Raw genomic sequence first — 21,151 nt, forward strand, 5'->3', positions numbered from 1 at the left:
TCCGACAGTCGCGTTTTATAACGCGACTGTCATATTACTGTCATAAAAATACAGTCCGAGTACGCTAGGCTAGTGGCATGATGTATCTGTTGCCATGTCTACGCTATGAAATTTTTTAATAAAGAACTAAGCTGGCTTTCCTTTAACGAACGAGTGTTGCAAGAAGCTGCTGACAGCACGGTTCCGGCAATTGAACGAATTCGCTTTCTCGGAATTTTTTCCAGTAATATGGATGAGTTTTTTCAGGTGCGCGTGGCTGACGTAAAGCGCCGTATTTTCTTTAGCCAGGGGACAGAAGAGCGTGAACAATATGAGCAGTTGATGGCACAGTTGCAAAAAAAAGTTGTGTTGCTGCAAAAACGCTTTGATGAAGTACTGGAAGAAGTCTTAGAAACCTTAAGAAAAAATGGTATTTCACTACTAAGCATTGACCAGCTGAACGAGGAAGAAAAGCAAAGGCTGAAGCGTTTTTTCACGGAAAAAGTACAGCGTTTTATTGTGCCTATATGGGTCAATGGTAAAGGGAACCTTTCTAATATTATCCGTGAAGATGAAACCTACCTTTGTGTTGAAATTATAAACTCTGATGACAAACAGTATGCGCTGCTGGAAGTGCCTTCTGATCAGATGGATCGCTTTATTAAGTTGCCTGCTAAGGGGCACAGTAAGAAACATAAGCTCCTCTTTTTAGACGACATTATGCAGTTAAATTTAGAAGTGCTGTTTAAGGGAATTATTCCATTCAAACAACTGCGGGCTTTTTCATTTAAAACCACCCGGGACGCGGAATATCGTCCTTCAGATGATATTGAACAAAGCTTGCTTGAACGTATGGAAGAAGGCTTAAAGCAAAGGGTGAAGGCTGATCCTGTGCGTTTAGTTTATGACCGTGCAATGCCGGAAGAAATGCTCTCTTTTTTGAGTGAAAAGCTGCAGCTAACTCAGTTCGATTCCTTTGTCGCTGGTGGCCGTTATCGTAACACACGGGATTTCGCTAAGTTCCCGCACTTAGGCAAAAAATCACTGACGCACAAAGTTCTGCCTGCGTTGTTTCATCCAAAGTTCTCGCACTTTGATAATGTGTTTGATGCTATTCAGAAAAGCGATATAGCGTTGTATTACCCGTACCATCGATTTTCGCATTTTACGGAATTTGTCCGGCAGGCTGCTTATGACCCTAAAGTGACCCGAATCTCAATGTGTATTTATCGGGTGGCGCCCAATTCACGGGTAATACGTTCCTTGATGGATGCTGTGCAAAACGGTAAGCATGTGACCGTTATGGTTGAGCTTCAGGCTCGGTTCGATGAAGAAGCCAACATTGAATGGGCAAAGGAATTAACCGACTCAGGTGTCCGGGTTAGTTTTGGCATTCATGGGCTTAAAGTGCACTCAAAGCTGGTGCTGATTCATCGCAATGAAGGTAACCTTGACCGGCGTTATGCGGTGATTGGAACCGGGAACTTTCACGAGGGAACGGCACAAATTTATACCGATTTTAGTTTATTTACCTGTCAGCCGGATATTTGTAACGATGTTGAATCGGTATTTCACTACCTTGAGCAACCCTATCGGGCACATAAGTTCCGCCATTTAATGGTGGCGCCGGTAAATATGCGCCAGAGAATAAATGATCTTATCGAGTTCGAGATTGATCAGGCTAAAGCCGGTAAACCCGCAGAGCTGTTTTTTAAAGTGAATAACTTAGAAGACGAAAGCCTGATTGTGCAACTTTATAGAGCGTCGCGCGCCGGTGTTAAAATTAGAGGCATAGTGCGAGGCATGTGTTCTTTGCGCCCTGGAATCGAAAATCTCAGCGAGAACATTGAAATTCGTAGTATTGTTGACCGCTATCTGGAGCATGCCCGGGTGTACGTTTTTGAGCACGCCGGCAAGAAAGAAGTCTTTATTGCTTCGGCCGACTTAATGACACGTAACTTAGATCATCGTGTGGAAGTTGCCGCACCCATCTATGATGATGAGGTGAAAACTGATATTTTGAAAATTATGAACTTGCAGTGGCAGGATAAAGCCAAGTCACGCTTTATTGATGCGGAACAACAGAACAAATACTGTTTTGAGTCGGATCGACTGGCTCCTCCTAAAGGCCGTTCGCTGGTGCCTTCACAAGTCGCTATTCACCGATATCTTAAGCGACGTAAGAGAGATTATGAAAGCCAACAAAAAGACCTCTAATAATGACCCGAAGCAATTTGCTGCTTTGGATATTGGCTCCAATAGCTTTCATTTAATTATTGCGCGTTTAGTGGAAGGTCAGCTTCAGCCCATTTTCAAATTCAAGCAACCCGTACAACTGGGAGAAGGCCTCTCTAACCGGCACCTGAGTGATGCTGCGCTTTACCGTGGTGTTGAAGCACTCCGGCAATGCGCTGTTCGGCTGGAAGGTTTCCATCGCGATACCGTGAAAGTTGTAGCTACACACACCTTGCGAAAAGCTAAGAATCGTAAGCGATTTCTGGCTGAAGCCGCCAAAGTGTTACCTTTTCCTATCGAAATCATTTCAGGCAGGGAAGAAGCCCGGTTAATTTTTCGTGGCGTAGCGGAAACCAGTTCCGAATCTACCGGCTCTCAGCTGGTTATTGATATTGGCGGGGGCAGTACTGAATTCGCTATTGGAAAAAATCGCCAACCGAAGTTCTTAAGCTCCCGCAGTATTGGAAGCCTGGCTTTTTCAAAAGAGTTTTTTTCATCAGGGAAAATTACCCCCAAACGCTTTGATAAGGCGGTTGTATCCGCTCGTCAGCATGTTGAGCCAATAGCTAACTATTTGGCGGAGCACCAGGTAGAAAGTGTTTTCGGTACGTCGGGAACCATTAAGGCTATTTATCAGTGGATTGTAAAACGCGATGGTGAGCAACCTTTGGGCATAAACTATTCCCAGCTTCAGGGTTGCCGAACAGACCTTATTGCTGCTGAGTCGTTAAAAAAACTGAATAAAGAATGGGTTTCGCCCGAGCGCAGAGAGTCTATTGCCGGTGGTGTTGCGGTGCTGTTGGGTATTTTCGAAGAACTGGGAATTGAACGTCTGGTTCCTCACGACTCCGCGTTAAGAGAGGGCGTGTTGTATGAACTGGCAGGTGAAGTCTTGCTGCACCAGGACGTACGTGAGCGCACTATTAACAGTTTAGCGCAACGCTACTCGGTTGATTCTGCTCAAGCTCAGCGGGTGTTATCTACGGTTCAGCAAATTTGGGGGAGTGTAGCTGAAAACTGGGGACTCACCGGACAAGATTTGGAAGTGTTACTAGAGGGGGCAGCTAAGTTACACGAGGTGGGACTTAGTATTAGTGCCAGTGGTGTCCAAAAGCACTCTGGCTATATTTTAGCTCACGCTTATATGCCAGGGTTTAATGCCGAAGAGCAGCGTTTTCTATCGACCATTGTCCGGTACTTTCGTAAAAAAATACAAACCGCAGAATTTCCTGACTTGATTTTGTTTAGCCAGAATCAGCTTATTAAAATGCTGATAATTATGCGTCTGGGCGTTATTTTAAACAGCGATAGACAAAACTCGAGCTCATTGGATAAGGCTGTTATTGAAGACGGGGCGTTGAAACTGCAGCTGAAAGGCTCTGCTAAAGAGGATTCAGTGCTTACTATGCAACTTGAGTCCGAGGCCAACGTTATGCAGAAATTAGGTTATGAACTGCTAGTCTGCTGAAAACAGCAGGCGCACAAAATAAAATACATTTCTTTGTGCGCCCGTATTTATTTTATTGATTAAAACTTATACATAGCCATCAGCTGTAAACGGTTTAAGTCACCGTCGACATTGGCTTCAGTTTCACGGTTCGCTTGTGAAATTTCAGCACCAAAAGTCAGGTTAGACGCTGGTGAATACATCAGGTTAAATGCCAGACGTTGCGTGTATTCAGTGTAAGTCGCTGGGTTGACAGATGCTAATAACTCTTCATCGTTATCTGCCCAGCCACGCGAGTAAACCACGTTAGAACGTAATTTCTCAGTCCAGAAGTGACGGTAAGCAAACGAAACACCCGTTGAATCAATGGCTTCAAGTTCACCATTGCTGTCAATGTAGGCGCCATTCCAGGTGTTAAGACCTAAGTAGCGGCCTAAGCCAGAACCGGTGGTGATTGACGCACGAATGTCGTCCATGCCGAAGGTGTATTTAGCGCCAAGGCTAACACCATAACCAAAAGTTGTTTCATCATCGCCGGTTTGCGGAACATCGTAAGCCAGCTGGCGTAAAAGTGCTGATGCCTGCCAGGTTAAGTTGTCTGTCTTACCTGTGTATTTAAAGGTTACATCCGGAACAAAGCCATCGCTGGAAACAATACGCCCGCCCGGAGCCGCAACGCCGCCGGTTCTGGTTTCTGTAACCGTTGTTTCAGGGTTCTCGATAGAAGCGCTAAAACCGCCTGAGGTGTAACGAATCTGCGCCTGACGAACGAAGATAATGCCATCGGTGATGCCGATAAAGTCGACGGATTCAGCCAGAATGTTTAGGTCCTGAAAGTTAGACCAGGTTTGACCAAAAGTCCATTTCCCATATTTTAAAAATGCGTGACGTAGACGCGGATTATAAGAGTTTGAAATACGTTGGTCACCGTCAGGGGTCAACATAAAATCCATTTCGATATGGCCGGTCAGCGTTTCACCATTATCTAACTCAGTGTCGGTGGTAAGGAAAAAACGCGACTGACGTGCGTGAAAATCGGTGACCATGTCGTCGCCTTCACCACCCACAGGGGTGAGGCTTGGAATATACTGTTGCCGAGCGATACTGCCGCTTGAAGGTGCCTGACCATCGGTGTAGTCCGATACCATCATGTCCAGTTTAACAAAACCACCAAAATCGATGTCAGTTTCGTTTGCCTGAGCTCCTAAGCTCATAACACCGAGTACGGCAGCGCTTGCTGCTGATACGGTGAATTTCTTTGCGATACTTGCTTTAGCCATGGTGTTCTCCCCTGTAAGCCAAGTGTTCGTTTTGATCGTGCATTTTATTGTTATGCCAAAGATAAACGCTGTTAATTCTCGTTAACTGGTCAATTTTTATCAATCTAGACTATGGTCTAATAGTGTTTAAGCCCTTTAAAACGTACAACAGATACCATCTTGCGAATAAGGAGGAAGAGGTAATGTCGCAACTGTATTCAGTTCCTGAACATATCAAAGCTAAAGCCAAAATCGATAATGACGGTTATAAGAAACTTTACCAACAGTCAGTAGACGATCCTGAAGGTTTCTGGAGTGAACACGGACAGCGAATTACTTGGTTCACACCTTACACCAAAGTTAAAAATACCAGTTTCGAACCGGGTAAAGTCAGTGTTAAGTGGTACGAAGACGGCACTCTAAACGCCTGTTACAACTGTGTCGACCGTCACCTTGCTGATAAAGCCGATAAAACCGCGATTATCTGGGAAGGCGACGACCCTAGTGTAGACAAACACATCACCTACCGCGAGCTACATAAAGAGGTATCCCGTTTTGCTAATGGCCTGAAAAAACTAGGTATAAGCAAAGGTGACCGCGTTGCTATTTACATGCCAATGGTGCCGGAAGCGGCTTATGCCATGTTGGCTTGTGCGCGCATTGGTGCGGTTCACTCGGTTATCTTCGGTGGCTTTTCTCCGAACGCCATTGCTGACCGTATTAACGACTGTCAGGCAAAAGCCATTATTACCGCTGATGAAGGTCGTCGTGGTGGCGGCACCATTGGTTTGAAAGCTAATGTTGATAAAGCCATTGCTGACGATGCTTGTCCAACGCTGGAGCACAGCATTGTGTGCCGTGTAACAGAGGGTGATGTTGACTGGACTGAGGGTCGTGATGTTTGGTGGCACGAGCTGGTTGGCAACGTCAGCGACGAGTGTCAGGCAGAAGTGATGAATGCCGAAGATCCGCTATTCATTCTTTATACCTCGGGTTCAACCGGAAAACCTAAAGGGGTTGTGCACACCACCGGTGGTTATATGGTGTACGCATCCATGACCCACGAGTATGTTTTTGATTATCATGAAGACGAAGTCTATTGGTGTGCAGCGGACGTTGGCTGGATTACAGGCCATTCTTATATTGTTTACGGACCATTAGCAAACGGCGCAACGACCCTGATGTTTGAAGGTGTGCCTACTTATCCCGGTGTTGGTCGTATTGGCGAAATTGTCGATAAACACAAAGTGAATATTCTTTATACGGCGCCAACCGCTATTCGCGCGTTAATGGCTAAAGGCGACGAAGCGGCCAAAACCTCAACCCGCGAAAGCTTGCGTATTTTGGGCAGCGTGGGCGAGCCGATTAACCCTGAAGCCTGGGAGTGGTATCACCGCGCTATTGGTAACGGTAAGTGCCCAATTATGGATACTTGGTGGCAGACCGAGAACGGCGGTATTTTGATTACTCCGCTGCCGGGCGCCACGGATTTGAAGCCGGGTTCTGCAACTCGTCCTTTCTTCGGTATTCAGCCCGCGCTGGTTGATAGCGAAGGCAACATTCAGGAAGGTGAAGCCGAAGGCGGGTTGGTTATTAAAGACTCCTGGCCGGGTCAAATGCGCACATTATGGGGTGACCATGAGCGCTTTGAGCAAACCTACTTCTCTACCTTTAAAGGTATGTACTTTAGTGGCGACGGCGCACGCCGCGATGCCGATGGCTATTACTGGATAACCGGTCGTATGGACGATGTACTGAACGTTTCCGGCCATCGCCTGGGTACCGCTGAAATTGAAAGTGCTCTGGTTTCGCATAAAGCGGTAGCCGAAGCAGCTGTTGTCGGATATCCGCACGACTTAAAAGGTCAGGGCATCTACGTTTATGTCACGCCGGTTGAAGGTGTTGAAGTTACTGATGAGCTGACTAAAGAAGTTCGTAACTGGGTTCGCTCTGAACTTAGCCCAATTGCAACTCCAGACTTAATTCACTGGACTACAGGCTTACCAAAAACCCGCTCCGGTAAAATTATGCGTCGTATTCTGCGTAAAATTGCCGCTAATGAGTACGAAAACCTTGGTGACACCTCTACGCTTGCCGATCCAAGTGTGGTAGATTCTTTGATAGAGAATCGAATGAATAAATAATGTCACTTAATCTGGAATCTCATGGCGAAATTTTTAATCGCAGATGACCACCCATTGTTTCGCGAGGCGCTGCAGGGCGCTCTCGCGAATCACTTTTCTGAGCTGACCTTACGCGAAGCTGAAGACTTAGACTCAACTCTGACTGCACTGAATAACGACGACGATGTCGATTTATTGCTGCTGGACTTACACATGCCCGGCAGTGGTGACTTGTATGGTCTTATTCGTGTCAGAGAAGACTATCCGCTGCTTCCTGTTGCCATCATCTCCGGTAGTGAGGATTCCTCGATTGTGGCCAAGTGCATTGGCTTTGGGGCTTTGGGCTTTATTCCAAAATCATTACCCTCTGCAGAAATAGCCGAAGCAATAGATACCATCCTGCAGGGCGACACCTGGGTTCCGAAAGAAAACAGAGAACGTCTCGATGTGATTTCGGACGAAGATCAGCAGCTTGCACAAAAGGTTTCGGAGCTTACCCCGCAGCAGTACCGGGTTTTGCACTTTCTTCATGAAGGCTTGCTGAACAAACAAATTGCCTATCAACTGGGCATTACTGAAGCAACAGTCAAAGCACACATTACGGCAATTTTCCGCAAACTGGGAGTGTACAGTCGTACCCAGGCAGTTTTGGTGGCTGAACGTCTGCAATTATGACCTGGTTACTGATATTTGCCTCGCTGGCTTATGTGATTTTCCTCTTCGCAGTTGCCACCTGGGGCGACCGTTTAGGCTCGTGGGCGAATAAAATCAGTCACAAGCCAGTTGTCTACTCTATGTCGCTGGCCATCTACTGCACGTCCTGGACGTATTACGGCGCTGTGGGTAATGCAGCAGTTGACGGTTGGGCGTTCTTTCCTATTTTGCTCGGGCCAATTTTGCTGTTCTTGTTTGGTATCCGAATTCTGGAAAAGCTGGTTTCGGTTAGTAAACAACAAAATATTACTTCAATAGCCGACTTTATTTCTTCCCGCTTTGGTAAACGCCGCCGGCTTGCCGTGGCTGTTACCGCCATTGCTGCCGTTGCTATTATTCCTTACATTGCGCTTCAGTTAAAAGCTGTGGGCATTAGCTTTGCGGTTCTGACTGAAAGCTCTGGAGTGATGGCACAGTTTTCGATAAAAGAACTGGGTGCTGCTGCGCTAATGGCAATTTTTGCTATGTTGTTTGGTACCCGCCACGTCGAAGTCACTGAATATCGCAGTGGCATGATACTGGCTATTGCTGTTGAGTCGATGATCAAACTGGTTGCATTGCTGGCAGCTGGTGTTTTTGCCTGGTTCCTGATTCAGGGAGACGCGCAATCGGACTTATTCAGTTCATTCAGTGACGCAACGAAACCTCAGTGGTCATTTGCAGCCTTTGGCGAGTTTGAGTTCATTGTACAAACCCTAATGGCGGCCGGGGCAATTTTGTGTTTACCCAGACAGTTTCATGTGGCGGTAGTGGACAATGTTGATGTCCGGCATTTACGCACGGCTCGTTGGGGCTTTCCTCTGTATCTGGCGCTGACCGCTGCCGCAATTGTCCCCATTGCTATTGCAGGAACTTTCTATTTGTCAGCAACCACCGACGGTTCAACGTTTGCGCTGCAACTGCCGTTACTCAAAGACCAGCTTTGGTTATCACTGGTTATTTTTATTGGTGGTATATCCGCAGCAACAGCCATGGTGATTATCGCGTCCGTAACCTTAAGCACCATGATAACTAACGACGTTATCATGCCCATTTTGCTGCAGCGCGAGTCGCGCTTGCCGCTAAAACATCGGCGTCGTGAATACGACCGGGCCTTACTATTAATTCGGCGTGTGGCTATTGCCGTTACTATGGTGCTGTCGTTCTTGTGTTATTACTTCTGGGCAGCCCGGACTAACTTAGTCAGTATTGGTTTGTTGGCTTTCTCGCTGGTGTTGCAGTTGTTGCCGGCATTGCTTGCCGCACTTTACTGGCGTAAAGGACATGCACGGGGTGTTTACGCCGGGTTGGCTGCAGGTTCCGTCGGTTGGGTTTTAGCGGTATTAATACCCCTTTATACCGACTTACAGCTAACCGATGTGGAAATAATAACCCGCGGTACTGTGGTTTCTTTAGCCTTAAATTGCTTCGGGTTCATTGTATTTTCATTGTTGGCAAAACCACGTCTGGTTGATCGTATTCAGGCAACGGCTTTTGTTAAACCCCGAGCCGCTTTACCCGATTTGCATTTCAACAAAAACGACAGTGCTACCAATGCCGATATGTTGTTGCTGTTAAGGACCTTTTTAGGGGCGGAACGGGCTCAGCAGTTAATGCAGTATTATCAGCGTCCGGAAAGCACTGAGCTTCCGCTGGAAGGTGTGGCTGAAAAAACCTTTATCAGTTTTGTGGAAAGAGCGATAGCTGGTGTACTTGGCTCTGCCACAGCGCGCTCTCTTGTCGATGCGGCACTGCGTGATAAGCAGCTGAATTTAGAAGAAGTTGTTCACTTCTTTGACGATACAACGCAAGCTCTGCAAACCCAGCAATCCATTCTGTTTAGCTCACTGGAGAATCTGGCTCAGGGTATTAGTGTTGTCGATGCGGAGCTGAGGCTGGTGGCCTGGAATAAACGCTATATGGATTTATTCCAGTACCCTGAGGGCATGGTGAAACCCGGACAGCCCATAGCGACCCTTATTCGCTATAACGCAGAGCGCGGTGAATGTGGTCCTGGTGACGTTGACGGATTGGTTAATAAGCGTTTGCGTTATATGCAGTTGGGGTCGCCACACCGTTTTATTCGTCGGCGTGCCGATGGCCGGGTGATAGAAATGGTAGGTAACCCTTTGCCGACCGGCGGCTTCGTTACCAGCTTTACCGACATTACGTCGCACGTTGAAACCCAGCAGGCACTGGAAGATGCCAATATTGATCTGGAACAGCGGGTTGACGTTCGGACCCAGGAAATACGCGAGATAAACCAGGAGCTGACAGCAGAAATAGACAGGCGCCGACAAGTTGAGGATGAGCTGAAAAAAGCCAAGGCCGAAGCGGAAGCGGCCAATGCTTCTAAAACGCGTTTTCTGGCGCTGGCCAGCCATGATATTTTACAGCCTCTTAATGCGGCGCGTTTATACCTTTCGGCTATTCAGGAAAAAGAACTTTCGGAGCGTAACTTGTCGTTAGTTGGCAAGCTGGATACTGCGCTTGGGTCAACTGAGCATTTACTCTCTACCTTATTGTCGATAGCAAAAATGGATCAGGGGGCTTTAAAACCGCAGTTCCGGCATGTGCAGCTTAGCTCATTACTGGAACCGCTAGTCGAAGAATATGCGGTGCTGGCCGAGCAGCGGAAGCTGGATTTTCGTGCATTTTATAAAGACCGGCCGGTGTACACTGACCCAACGTATTTGCGCCGAATTGTGCAGAACTTTTTATCTAATGCCATAAAATACACCCAAAGAGGCAGCGTGTTGTTGGGTGTGCGCAAGCGCGGAGATGAGCTTCAGATAGCCGTGTGGGATACCGGGCCAGGTATTGCGGCTCAGCAGCAGAATAAAGTGTTTGATGCATTTTATCGAGTACAGAACCAAACTGTAGACGGTGTCGGCCTTGGATTAAGTGTCGCGCAACGTATGGGGGAGCAGTTAAACTGTGACGTACAGGTTGAGTCGGTTGAAGGTAAAGGCTCGTGTTTTTCGGTACGAGTGCCGTTAGGCAATGCTGCTCAGGTTGTCAGCCGACCGAAAAAACAACTGGAAGATGCTTTATCTGATCCTTTACAGCTTATTGTGGTCGATGACGACAATGAAAATTTAAGTGCGTTGAGTGCGCTGCTGAATAAGTGGGGGTGCGAAGCCCTGACATTTAATCGTTATAGCAAAGCTTTAGCCTATGCTAAGGCTCACAGCCAGAACAAAGCGCCGCACGGACTGTTGTTAGATTACCAGTTAGGTGACGGTGACGGCTTGCAGTTGGCGCAGGAACTACGTGATATTTGGCAGCAACAGATACCGGCCGCTTTGGTGACAGCGATGCGTGACGATGCCGTGAAGCAGGCGGCCCGCAAAAGCGGCCTGCAGTTTTTACCTAAACCCGCTAAACCTGCCGCATTAAAAGCATTTTTAAAATACATTAGTACCCGAAAGGCGGGAGGAGCCAGAAGTTGATAGAGCTTGCCGAGCGACACTCATTTAAACTCCCGGCACAATGCCGTGCGTTAATTGAACTGAAAAGCAGCGACGACGTTGAGCAGTTAGCATTTGAAGAACCTTATTATTTGCTTGGTGAGGGCAGTAACACCTTATTTGTTGATGACTTTTATGGAACCGTCATTTGCAACCGGCTACTGGGTGTCTGTATTGAAGAACAGGAAAGCTCGTATTTAATTACTGCCGCAGCAGGCGAGAACTGGCATAACTTTGTTGCTGACTTACGCGCAAGAAGTATCGACGGGCTGGAGAACTTAGCGCTAGTTCCGGGCTCAGTTGGTGCTGCTCCGGTACAGAATGTCGGGGCATATGGTGTCGAGGTGTCAACCTTTATTGAGCAGGTAACCGCCTGGGATATTAAAGAAAAGTGCTGGGTTTCTATGAATAAAGAAGCCTGCCAGTTCGCGTATCGCGACAGTGTATTCAAGCAACACCCTGGGCGTTGGTTGATAACTTCGGTGGTGTTTCGCTTGCCCAAAGACTGGCAACCGGTTACTCACTATGCTCCGTTGAACCAACTTCAGGGGCATGTGAGTGCCCAGAAAATTTTCGATACGGTTGTGGAAGTGCGTCAGAAAAAACTGCCGGACCCAAAAGTTATACCCAATGCAGGCAGCTTTTTTAAAAACCCGGTTATTAACAAAGCGCAGCTTGATGGGCTGTTGCAGAAATGGCCGGACATGGTCTATTTCCCGGTAGCCGATAACCATGTGAAAGTGGCGGCTGGGTGGCTTATTGAGCATTTAGGTCTGAAGTCTGCGTTTGTCGGCGATGCTGCTGTTAACCCGCATCAGGCATTGGTACTGATTAATAAAGCACAGGCCACGGGCAGTGATATTACGCAACTGGCACTGAAAATTATGAAACAAGTGGCGGATGCCAGTGGCATTATGCTGGAACCTGAAGTTCGTCTGGTGGGCCAACATGGCCTTGTGCAGTTGGCGGTAGAGAAATGAAGCAGGCGGAACGTCTTGATCAGTTAATTACTTTACTGGCTAATGGTGAGTTTCATTCCGGGCAGGCTATTGGTGAGTCTCTGGCTATATCTCGGGCAGCGGTAAACCAGCACATTCATAAACTAGAAGAGCTTGGGTTGGAGCTGTTTTCGGTTACCGGGCGAGGCTATAAGCTTGCCTGGCCGATTGAGCTTTTGCAGGCCAGGGTTATTGAAAATGAAAGCCCGGAAAAGTGGCGGCAGTCGCCGGAGTTTGAAGTGAAGTCGGTGGTTGATTCCAGCAATGACCGGGTTAAAGAACTGGCCAAAGAAGGGCCTTTAGAAGCGGGTTTTTCTATTTTCGCCGAAGCTCAGACCGCCGGACGTGGGCGTCGTGGAAAAAAATGGATTTCGCCCTTTGGCAATAACCTTTACTTTAGTGTGTATTGGCCTTTGGATGAAGGTATTCATGGCGCCATGGGGTTAAGCCTTGCGGCTGGGGTCGCCTTAGCGGAATGTTTTACCGACCTGGGTATTGAAGGCGTTAGCGTAAAATGGCCTAACGATGTTTATATTGGCGGGAAGAAAGTGACCGGAATACTGGTCGATCTTGAAACCTCGCCGGAAGGCGCTGCGCACAGCATTATTGGCATTGGCATTAATTTAACCATGCCAGAGCATGTTGGTGCGAGCATTGATCAGGCCTGGACGGATCTGAACTCCGAATTGCCGCAGCCAATGTCGCGTAATCATATTGCGGCGCAGGTACGTGCCTCTGTACTGTCGGCTTTACAGCAATACGAGCAACACGGGCTGGCTGCGTTTCAGCAAAGCTGGCGCCGCTACGACTGCTTTTTGGACAAGCCGGTGAAGCTCATTATGGGGCAGAGAGTTTGTTTAGGAACCTGTCGTGGAATCGACGAAAATGGTGCGTTACTGGTAGAAGATGAGCAGGGCGTACGTCGTTATTTTGGTGGTGAAGTTTCATTGAGGGCGCAAGATGCTACTAATTGATGCGGGCAATACCCGCAGCAAGTTTGCATGGTGGGATGCTGACACCGATAAAATAGAGATTCTGGGAGCTATTCCTCATCAAAGCTGGCTAAACGATTTAAGTCAGCCGCTAAAAGATTTGCTTCTTGAGGTTATTAGCGGCCGTCAGCTAGAACGCGAGCAACAGGCCATTGGTTGCAGTGTGGCCGCTGTTCAGGTTATGGATACGTTAAATAGCTCGCTGGCGGAACTGGGTATAAAAGTTTTCTGGCAAAAAACCAGAGCACAGCAAGCAGGGGTTACTAATGGTTACACTAAAGAACCTGAGCGCCTCGGCTCGGATCGCTGGATGGCCTTACTCGGTTGTCATGAGCAAGTGAAACAGAACGCACTGATTGTCGATGCGGGTACTGCACTAACCATTGACTGGCTGATGGCTGATGGCCGTCATCTTGGCGGCTGGATTGTTCCCGGACGACAGTTAATGCTAAATGCCCTGGGTCAGGGTACGGCTAATTTAAAGGGCATTACGGTAAATGATATTGAGCGTGATGGTTTAGCTGCCGGCTTGGATACTTTTGACGGTATTACCCAAGGGGCTGAAGCAGCTTTAACCGGTGCTATTGCACAAGCGATTCAGTTGTCCGGCCGCTATTTTTCTGACCAGCCTTTTGATGTGGTGGTCACCGGTGGTGACGGTGAGCATTTGATGCGAACCTTGTCGGTTGAATTCTGTCGTTATGACGATTTGTTGTTTAAGGGTTTGCGACTCTGTGCCGATAACCTAAACAGTTAAGCTTTTAGGTATATTCAGAGAGACCACAGGCAACTTTATGAAGATAGTCATTCCAATGCTGATTGCTGTAGCCGGATTGACCGCTATGCACAAGGCGCAGGCGCAGGATGTTGAAGCGGTACAGTTATATTCAGACGCGGAACTGGTTGAGATGTTTGCAACTAATGCGCATCTGAAACGGGTACGCGATACCGATCGCTGCCAGTTGGCACAGGATATTGAAGCTCAGGCCGAGCTTGAGCGCCGACCGACTTATCAGTTTCTTTATGGCGACATGATGGCCTGGGGTGTGTGTTATGACCGTGACCCCGAACTTGGCCTGCTGTATATGGAGAAAGCAGCTCAGCATGGCTTACTGGAAGCTCTGGAGCAGTTAGGTCGCTATTACCATGAAGGGGTTTTGGTGCAAAAAGACATTGAGCGTGCCATTCTGTACCTTCGTGAAGCCGCATCGTTAGGGAATTTGCCTGCGCAACGACGCTTTGCCGATATTCTGCTGGCCGATGAAGGCAGCCCTTATGATTATGAAAAAGCTTATCATTGGCTGCATAATTCAATTACCGCTGATAAGCGGACTTATGCGGATATTGAACAGAAGCTTGCAAAGCTGGCTGAGAGAATGCCACCTTCGGTGGTTGAGAAAGCAAAAAGGCCACTTGATTAGAGTATATAGGATTAGGTGGCCTTTGATTTGAACTGCGAAAGCTTATCTGTGTTTAAGACAAGCGATTGCGGAAATCTTCGTAACTAAATTGTCGTACACAATCAAACTGACCATTTTCCCGAAAAATTCCAATAGCCGGATGCTGAACGCCGTTAAAGAATGATGTTTTCACCATGGTGTAATGCATCATGTCCTCAAACACCAAGCGGTCGCCAACAGCCAGCGGCTGATCAAAACTGTACTCACCGATAACATCACCGGCTAAACAACTGTTGCCGCCTAAGCGATAGCTGAAGGCTTTTTCCGCTGGCAAACCGGCTCCGGTAATGACCGGGCGATAAGGCATTTCCAGTACGTCCGGCATATGTGCGGTAGCTGAAATGTCGAGTAAAGCGATTTGTCCCTGGTTCTCAACAATATCCACAACTTCACAGACCAGCGGGCCCGTTTGCCAGGCAACGGCAGAGCCGGGTTCCAGTATCACTTGCAGATCGTAGGTCTCGCGCAGGCGCTTTAACTGCTTTATCAGATGATCAACATCGTAGCCCTGACGAGTCATTAGATGCCCACCACCCAGATTTAACCATTTCATTTGTTTTAGCTGTTCGCCAAAACGGTTTTCCACGGCGTCCAGTGTGCGCTCAAGGGCAAAAGAGTCGCACTCGCACAGGTTGTGCACGTGCAAACCTTCAACGCCGGTTAAGTCCTGCTGCTTAAGTTCGCTGGCACGAATACCCAGACGAGAGCCCGGTGCGCTGGGATCATAAAGCTCAGTTTCAGCTTCCTGATGCTCCGGGTTAATACGCAGACCAACGGAAACTCCGGCATCAGCTGTCTGTTCACGGTACTTGTGCCATTGAGAGACACTGTTGAAAGACAAGTGATTCACTAACGGCAGTAGTTCGTCGATGTCTTCTTGTTTATAAGCTGGCGCATAAGCATGAACTTCGCGCGAAAATTCCTCCGCTGCCAACTTTGCCTCCCAGACAGAGCTGGCTGTGCAGCCTTTAAGATATTGACGAATAAGCGGAAAAGCTGACCACATGGCGTAGCCTTTCAGTGCCAGAATAATGTCGGCACCACTTTGCTCCTGTACCTTTTGCATCAGCTCGAGGTTTTTGCGTAGCAGCTTTTCGTCCAGCACATAGCAAGGAGACGGAATTTCCGGCGATGTATATTGACTCATGCGTTGTCTTCTCTGTTACTTCTCAAATGGCTTATCGCATTCCAGAACTTGCCATGGAAGGCCATATTTGTTTAGCCGCTCCATAAACTCGTCCGGGTCAAACTGCTCCATATTCCAGACGCCTGGTTCCATCCAATGACCCTGCAACATCATAGAAGCGCCGATCATTGCCGGTACGCCGGTAGTGTAAGAAACCGCCTGAGCACCTACTTCTTTGTTCGTTTCAGCGTGGTCACAGTTGTTGTATATGAAGATGGTTTTTTCCTGACCGTCTTTCATACCGGTGACATAAGTACCAATACAGGTTTTGCCGGTGTAACCTTCTGCCAGAGAACCGGGGTTAGGTAGTACGGCTTTCAGAAACTCCAGTGGCACAATGTTTTTGCCTTCAAACTCTACCGGCTGGATAGAAGTCATGCCAACGTTCTCAAGTACACGTAAGTGAGTCAGATACTGCTCACCGAAAGTCATCCAGAAACGCGCGCGTTTAATGGTCGGAAAGTGCTTAACCAGCGACTCCAGCTCTTCGTGGAACAGCAGGTAAGACGGGCGAACACCAACATTTGGGTAATCCAGATCTTTACGCACGCTGATAGGGTCGGTTTCGTGCCACTCGCCGTTTTCCCAGTACTTACCTTTTTGGGTAATTTCGCGAATATTAATTTCCGGGTTAAAGTTGGTTGCAAAGGCCTGACCGTGGTCACCACCGTTGCAGTCAACAATGTCCAGATAATGCACTTCGTCAAAGTAGTGCTTGGCGGCATAAGCCGTAAATACGTTGGTAACACCCGGATCAAAACCGGCACCCAACAAGGCCATTAAACCTTTTTCTTTAAAGCGTTCCTGATAAGCCCACTGCCACGAATATTCAAATTTCGCTTCGTCTTTTGGTTCGTAGTTTGCGGTATCCAGGTAGTGAACGCCGGTTTCGAGGCACGCATCCATGATAGGTAAGTCCTGGTATGGAAGCGCAACGTTAATAACCAGTGACGGGTTAATGCCACGAATAAGCTCAGCTACTTCTGCAGAGTCATCGGCGTCTATCTGATACACTCCTACAACGCGGTCTTTACCGGCTTTTTCCTGCAGTGCCTGACATTTGGACAGGGTACGGCTGGCAAGATGAATCTCAGAGAATACTTCAGGCAGGCCCGCACATTTTTGTACGACTACGCCAGCAACACCGCCGGCACCAATAATTAGAACTTTAGACATGAATGCTATCCTTCACAGAAATCTTTTAACTAATAAAGTTGCTGCGAAAGATAGCATATTTTTATGGAATCATCATTCAGAAGCGTTGCTTTGTGCTGCCTCTGAATTCATGCCTAAATGCTTATGTAAAAATGCCCAGTTTTCGGCATGTTCTTCAATGCGCATCCATGTTGGTGTACCGGCTCCGTGACCAGCGCGAGTCTCTACATTTAACAGTATGGGTTGGTCGCAACTTTGGTCACGTTGCAGTGCAGCTGCAAACTTGTAGCTGTGCCATGGAACCACTCGATTATCGTGATCGCCGGTGGTGATCAAGGTTGCCGGATAACAGGTGCCGCTCTCGGTATTGTGCACCGGCGAGTAAGCATAAAGAGTTTTGAACTCCTCTTTATTTTCGCTTAAACCAAATTCACTACCCCAGCCTCGTGCATTGGCGCTGGGCAGTTGGTATCTCAGCATATCCATAACACCAACGGCAGGAAGGGCTGCGGCAAACAACTCAGGACGCTGAGTCATGGTAGCGCCGACCAATAAACCGCCGTTACTGCGTCCCTGAATAGCGAGTTTGTTCTTGTTGGTGTAGTTGTTGTTTATTAACCATTCAGCCGCGGCAATAAAGTCGTCAAAGACGTTTTGCTTGTTTTCTTTAGTGCCTTGTTGATGCCACATTTCACCAAATTCACCGCCGCCGCGAAGATTTGGAATGGCCAGTACGCCGCCCATTTCTAACCAGACAAGACGGGTTGTGTCGTAATCTGGCGTAATAGAAATATTGAAGCCGCCATAACCATATAACAGCGTTGGGTTTTCGCCGTTAAGCTCAATGTTCTTGTCGTGCACTAAAAACATTGGAACTTCGGTGCCATCGGCACTGTTGTATACCACTTGCTCAGTTGTATATTGATCTAATTCGGCTGGCACTTTGGTTTCATACCACAAGGTGGTACGTTGCTGGTCAGGCTGGTAGCGATAGATTTTTCCCGGTTCGGTAAAGCTTTTGAAGGAAAAGAATACATCGGGTGCTTTATGGCTGCCTTCAAAACCGCTAATTGAGCCAATACCGGGTAAAGCCAGCTCCTGAAGCATGGTTCCTTTTATATCAAAGATAGCCACTCGCGAGCGCGCTGACTGCAGATAATGCGCAAATAGTTGACCATCTACTGCATGTACGTCTTTCAGTGTATGAGTTTTAGCAGCAATAATTTCTGTCCAGTTCTCAGGTTCAGGTTGTTTAGGGTCAACGGCAACGACACGACCTGTCGACGCTTCATTGGTAGTCTTAAAATACAGCAGGCCTTTTTGGCTGGTAACGTACTGATATTGGCCGTCCCACTTGGTGAAAAGCCCTTTAAAAGGTGCATTTTCCTGTGCTAGCGGACGCAGGTAGACGGCATTAGCGTCGTAGCCTTTAAAGACATCAATAAGTAAGTATTTACCGTCGTCCGATACTTTGGCGTAAGGGTTTAGTTCGGGCTGGTTGTCAAAAGCAAAAATCAGCTCATCGTCACTTTGTTCGGTTCCCAGTTTATGAAAATAAACACTGACGGGTTTTGTATCATCAAAGCTGCCGTCTTTATTTTCAGGGTAGCGGCTGTAATAAAACCCCCGTTCATTTGGTAGCCAGGCAACTTCGGTAAATTTAACCCCTTCAATAACGTCGCTGGTGTCTTTTCCTGAGTCTACATTACGGACTTTTATTTCCGTCCAGTCGCTGCCGCCGTCAGAAGTGGCATAAGCAACATAGGTAGCGTCGGGAGAAACGTTAATACGCGCCAGCGACACGGTTCCGTCGTCGCTGAAGTTATTAGGATTAATCAGAATATCCGGCGCACTGTTTAAATCGGTCATGGTGTATAGCACGGACTGATTTTGAAGGCCGTCATTTGCGAAGTAGAAATACCGGTCAGCATAGCGAAAAGGCGTGCTGACTTTTTCATAATTCCACAGTTCAGTCATGCGGTCTTTAATGTCCGCGAACGCCGGAAGATTTTGCAATAAAGGGGTAGATAACTGGTTTTGTGCATGCACCCAATTAGACACTTCCTGATTGTCCTGCTCTAGCCAGCGGTAAGGATCTTCAACCCGGGTACCGTGATAATCATCTTGCTGCTCGACGGTTTTAGTTTCGGGGTAAGGGCCTTTAGGTTGTTCCTTTTCCTGTTCAAACGAGCTGCAGGCACTCAGTATCAACACAGTTGAACAAAGAATAAAAGCTGAATAACGAGTCATGGTTGGGCTTCCTGTTTAGGTTCTGCGGTGATCATAGGAATTTGCTGTCAAAACAACAAGTCACATTAGTGTAGTAAGCATACTTCTTTACAGAGATTTTCATTCGCCTGACGCTGAGATACTCCACCCCAATACTCGCCCAGATGTTTGAGTGTTGTCGATGAGTTACACAACAGTTCGGTTAGAGGGTGATTACTATGTTGCCAGTAGAACCACTGAGCTAAGGCAAAATGTGTCGCGTCAAACGGGATAGTCTTACTGCGATAGGCTTGAATAAGGCTTGTTCTTATCTCATTGTGTTCGTCTGTCAGTTGCAGCATATCTTTGCCATCTGACAACCATTGTAGCTGGTTTTGTCCCCACTGACCGAGCAATTGACATACCCGGTATAATTCAGTGAATTCATTGGTTAGTGGGAGTGCATAAATAGCCGCCGGCCGTGCGGACACACTGTCTATACGGCTACTGAGGCGCCAAAGGGCATAGCCATTTTTCTTCCAGAAATTATCCAGTCCCGGTGACCAGGCAAAACTGGTGCCCAGCATTTGGTAATTGTTGTCCAGTGCCCACCGGTAAATCTCAGCCAGCAATTCGGAGGCGGCTTTACGTCGTCTTTTCGCAGCTGGTACCGCAATACGTGCAACTCTTAGCCAATGTAAATCCATAGCCCAGTCCTGTTGCAGAAAGTAGCCTATGGCCTGAGGCAGTAAATTTCCTTTGGGGCGTCTTTGCCCTTGTCTGACTTCTTCTTTTAATGGCGATAAAATGGGTCCCTCACTCATAAGCCAGGCAACCGCAGTAACTTCGCCGTTTGTGGACTGATATGCGAGCTTATGTCCGGGTTCGGTCAGCAGCAGGTTAAGGTCATTCGGGCTACTTTGGTAATGTGCGCTGAGAAGAAGTTGAAAACATTGTTGCAGCAAAGCTTCTTCAAGTTCCGATGCGTGTTTAATAAAAGTGCCGGACTCCCGGCTCCCGAATTGTGTTACTGGTTGCTCGTTCAGTAGAAAAGTCTCGGTCAGCCACTGCTCTAATGGATCATTTGCGGGCCAGCGTAATGGTTGAGTTAGCTGGTGAACCGATACCTGTGGCAAGGTTTTCCTGGCCCAGTCGGTAAAGTGCACAGCAAAACCACGACCACAACCTTCATAACCAGCAACGGTTGTGGCAAGCAACCAGGGATTAAATTTTTGGCATAGCTGTTCTGTTGCCCACAATGGCAGACCCGCAGCTTCATCAATAATTAATGTTACTTCCGAATTACCGGGTTGTTCCAGCAGCTTATCCCAGGCGACGAAATGAGCTTCCGGCGCTTGCTGTAGTAAAACTTTCGCATTGGCTTTTCGCGGTGCCGTCACAATAATCGAGCTGTGCTCTTTTGCTTGGGCAAGCGCCTGACCTAACAAGGTACTTTTACCGCGGCCGCGTTCGGCGGTAATGATATGAGTTTCGCATGGTTTTGCTGTGCTTTGTGTAAGAGCGTTAAAAATAGAGTTCTGCTCATTCGTTAGCTGTAGCGTCTCATTTGCTGAGCGTGTTTCAGTTTTGTTGACCGATGAATAGGGTTTGATGTTTGATTCGGCAAAGTGTTTTGCGGCAAAACGCTCCATGCGGTGACTCATGGCGTTGCTCTCAGCCGGGAGTAAAATAGACAACAGACCACCGGCGGTAACGGTGCCACAAAGCGCTGCTATGGCGTCGGCGTGCAAACCGTCGTGGCAGTCTATCCAGACTTGTTCAAACTCATGCCCCAGATAATCGCGGTAACGGGAGAGTACGGCATCGGCATGAGTCTGTAGGTTTGATAAGTAGATAGAACTTTCAGAACGAGCCTCGCAGTATTCGCGCCAGAGGCTCGCATCTTGCAGCAGTTGAAGTTGTCGGTAACCGCTGCGCTCTGCCAT

The 21,151-nt window shown here is 47.8% G+C and carries 14 protein-coding genes; 9 read left to right on the plus strand and 5 right to left on the minus strand.

Annotated elements, in window-relative coordinates:
- Nucleotides 1-105: 105 nt before the first annotated feature.
- Both ppk1 and B2U97_RS03475 read left to right on the plus strand, forming a co-directional pair.
- A complete protein-coding gene (gene ppk1, locus B2U97_RS03470; protein WP_286823027.1) occupies nt 106-2,196 on the plus strand; it encodes a polyphosphate kinase 1 in 2,091 nt (696 codons plus the stop codon).
- Nucleotides 2,171-3,682, plus strand: coding sequence for an exopolyphosphatase (locus B2U97_RS03475; RefSeq protein ID WP_273024768.1), 1,512 nt, complete (start codon nt 2,171-2,173; stop codon nt 3,680-3,682). Before ppk1 ends, B2U97_RS03475 begins: the two co-directional genes overlap by 26 nt.
- Nucleotides 3,683-3,741: 59 nt before the next feature.
- Here the strand turns inward: B2U97_RS03475 and B2U97_RS03480 are convergent, their stop codons facing one another.
- Nucleotides 3,742-4,941 carry a DcaP family trimeric outer membrane transporter gene (locus B2U97_RS03480; protein WP_286823026.1) on the minus strand — a complete coding sequence of 400 codons (1,200 nt, stop codon included), beginning with the start codon at nt 4,939-4,941 and terminating at the stop codon, nt 3,742-3,744.
- Between the two features lie 182 nt (nt 4,942-5,123).
- Here B2U97_RS03480 and acs point away from each other — a divergent pair, with 182 nt between their 5' ends.
- From acs to B2U97_RS03515, 7 genes are read left to right on the plus strand one after another with little or no spacing between them, the layout of a single operon-like run.
- Nucleotides 5,124-7,064, plus strand: a complete 1,941-nt coding sequence (acs, locus tag B2U97_RS03485) for an acetate--CoA ligase (protein ID WP_011235235.1) — start codon at nt 5,124-5,126, stop codon at nt 7,062-7,064.
- A gap of 21 nt (nt 7,065-7,085) precedes the next feature.
- Nucleotides 7,086-7,718: a response regulator transcription factor gene (locus B2U97_RS03490; RefSeq protein WP_011235234.1), complete on the plus strand. Its 633-nt coding sequence runs from the start codon at nt 7,086-7,088 to the stop codon at nt 7,716-7,718.
- Nucleotides 7,715-11,188, plus strand: coding sequence for a PAS domain-containing hybrid sensor histidine kinase/response regulator (locus B2U97_RS03495; RefSeq protein WP_286830241.1), 3,474 nt, complete (start codon nt 7,715-7,717; stop codon nt 11,186-11,188). The genes B2U97_RS03490 and B2U97_RS03495 overlap by 4 nt, the downstream gene beginning before the upstream one ends.
- A complete protein-coding gene (murB, locus tag B2U97_RS03500) occupies nt 11,185-12,186 on the plus strand; it encodes a UDP-N-acetylmuramate dehydrogenase (protein ID WP_011235232.1) in 1,002 nt (333 codons plus the stop codon). Before B2U97_RS03495 ends, murB begins: the two co-directional genes overlap by 4 nt.
- Nucleotides 12,183-13,178, plus strand: a complete 996-nt coding sequence (gene birA, locus B2U97_RS03505) for a bifunctional biotin--[acetyl-CoA-carboxylase] ligase/biotin operon repressor BirA (protein WP_286823024.1) — start codon at nt 12,183-12,185, stop codon at nt 13,176-13,178. Before murB ends, birA begins: the two co-directional genes overlap by 4 nt.
- Nucleotides 13,165-13,953, plus strand: a complete 789-nt coding sequence (locus B2U97_RS03510; protein WP_272990294.1) for a type III pantothenate kinase — start codon at nt 13,165-13,167, stop codon at nt 13,951-13,953. The genes birA and B2U97_RS03510 overlap by 14 nt, the downstream gene beginning before the upstream one ends.
- 37 nt (nt 13,954-13,990) lie before the next feature.
- Nucleotides 13,991-14,617, plus strand: coding sequence for a tetratricopeptide repeat protein (locus tag B2U97_RS03515; protein WP_011235229.1), 627 nt, complete (start codon nt 13,991-13,993; stop codon nt 14,615-14,617).
- Between the two features lie 52 nt (nt 14,618-14,669).
- Here B2U97_RS03515 and nspC read toward each other — a convergent pair whose 3' ends face one another.
- The 4 genes from nspC to B2U97_RS03535 form a co-directional block, all read right to left on the minus strand.
- Nucleotides 14,670-15,803: a carboxynorspermidine decarboxylase gene (gene nspC, locus B2U97_RS03520; protein ID WP_273024763.1), complete on the minus strand. Its 1,134-nt coding sequence runs from the start codon at nt 15,801-15,803 to the stop codon at nt 14,670-14,672.
- 15 nt (nt 15,804-15,818) lie between these two features.
- Entirely contained in the window at nt 15,819-17,018 is a 1,200-nt protein-coding gene (locus tag B2U97_RS03525; protein WP_273024761.1) for a saccharopine dehydrogenase family protein, read from the minus strand.
- Nucleotides 17,019-17,090: 72 nt separating this feature from the next.
- Complete coding sequence (locus tag B2U97_RS03530) at nt 17,091-19,247, minus strand: prolyl oligopeptidase family serine peptidase (RefSeq protein WP_273024759.1); 2,157 nt, start codon at nt 19,245-19,247, stop codon at nt 17,091-17,093.
- 65 nt (nt 19,248-19,312) lie between these two features.
- Complete coding sequence (locus B2U97_RS03535; protein ID WP_272990283.1) at nt 19,313-21,151, minus strand: GNAT family N-acetyltransferase; 1,839 nt, start codon at nt 21,149-21,151, stop codon at nt 19,313-19,315.

The organism is Idiomarina sp. UBA3176, from assembly GCF_002364295.1.
Classification (GTDB): Bacteria; Pseudomonadota; Gammaproteobacteria; order Enterobacterales; family Alteromonadaceae; genus Idiomarina; species Idiomarina loihiensis.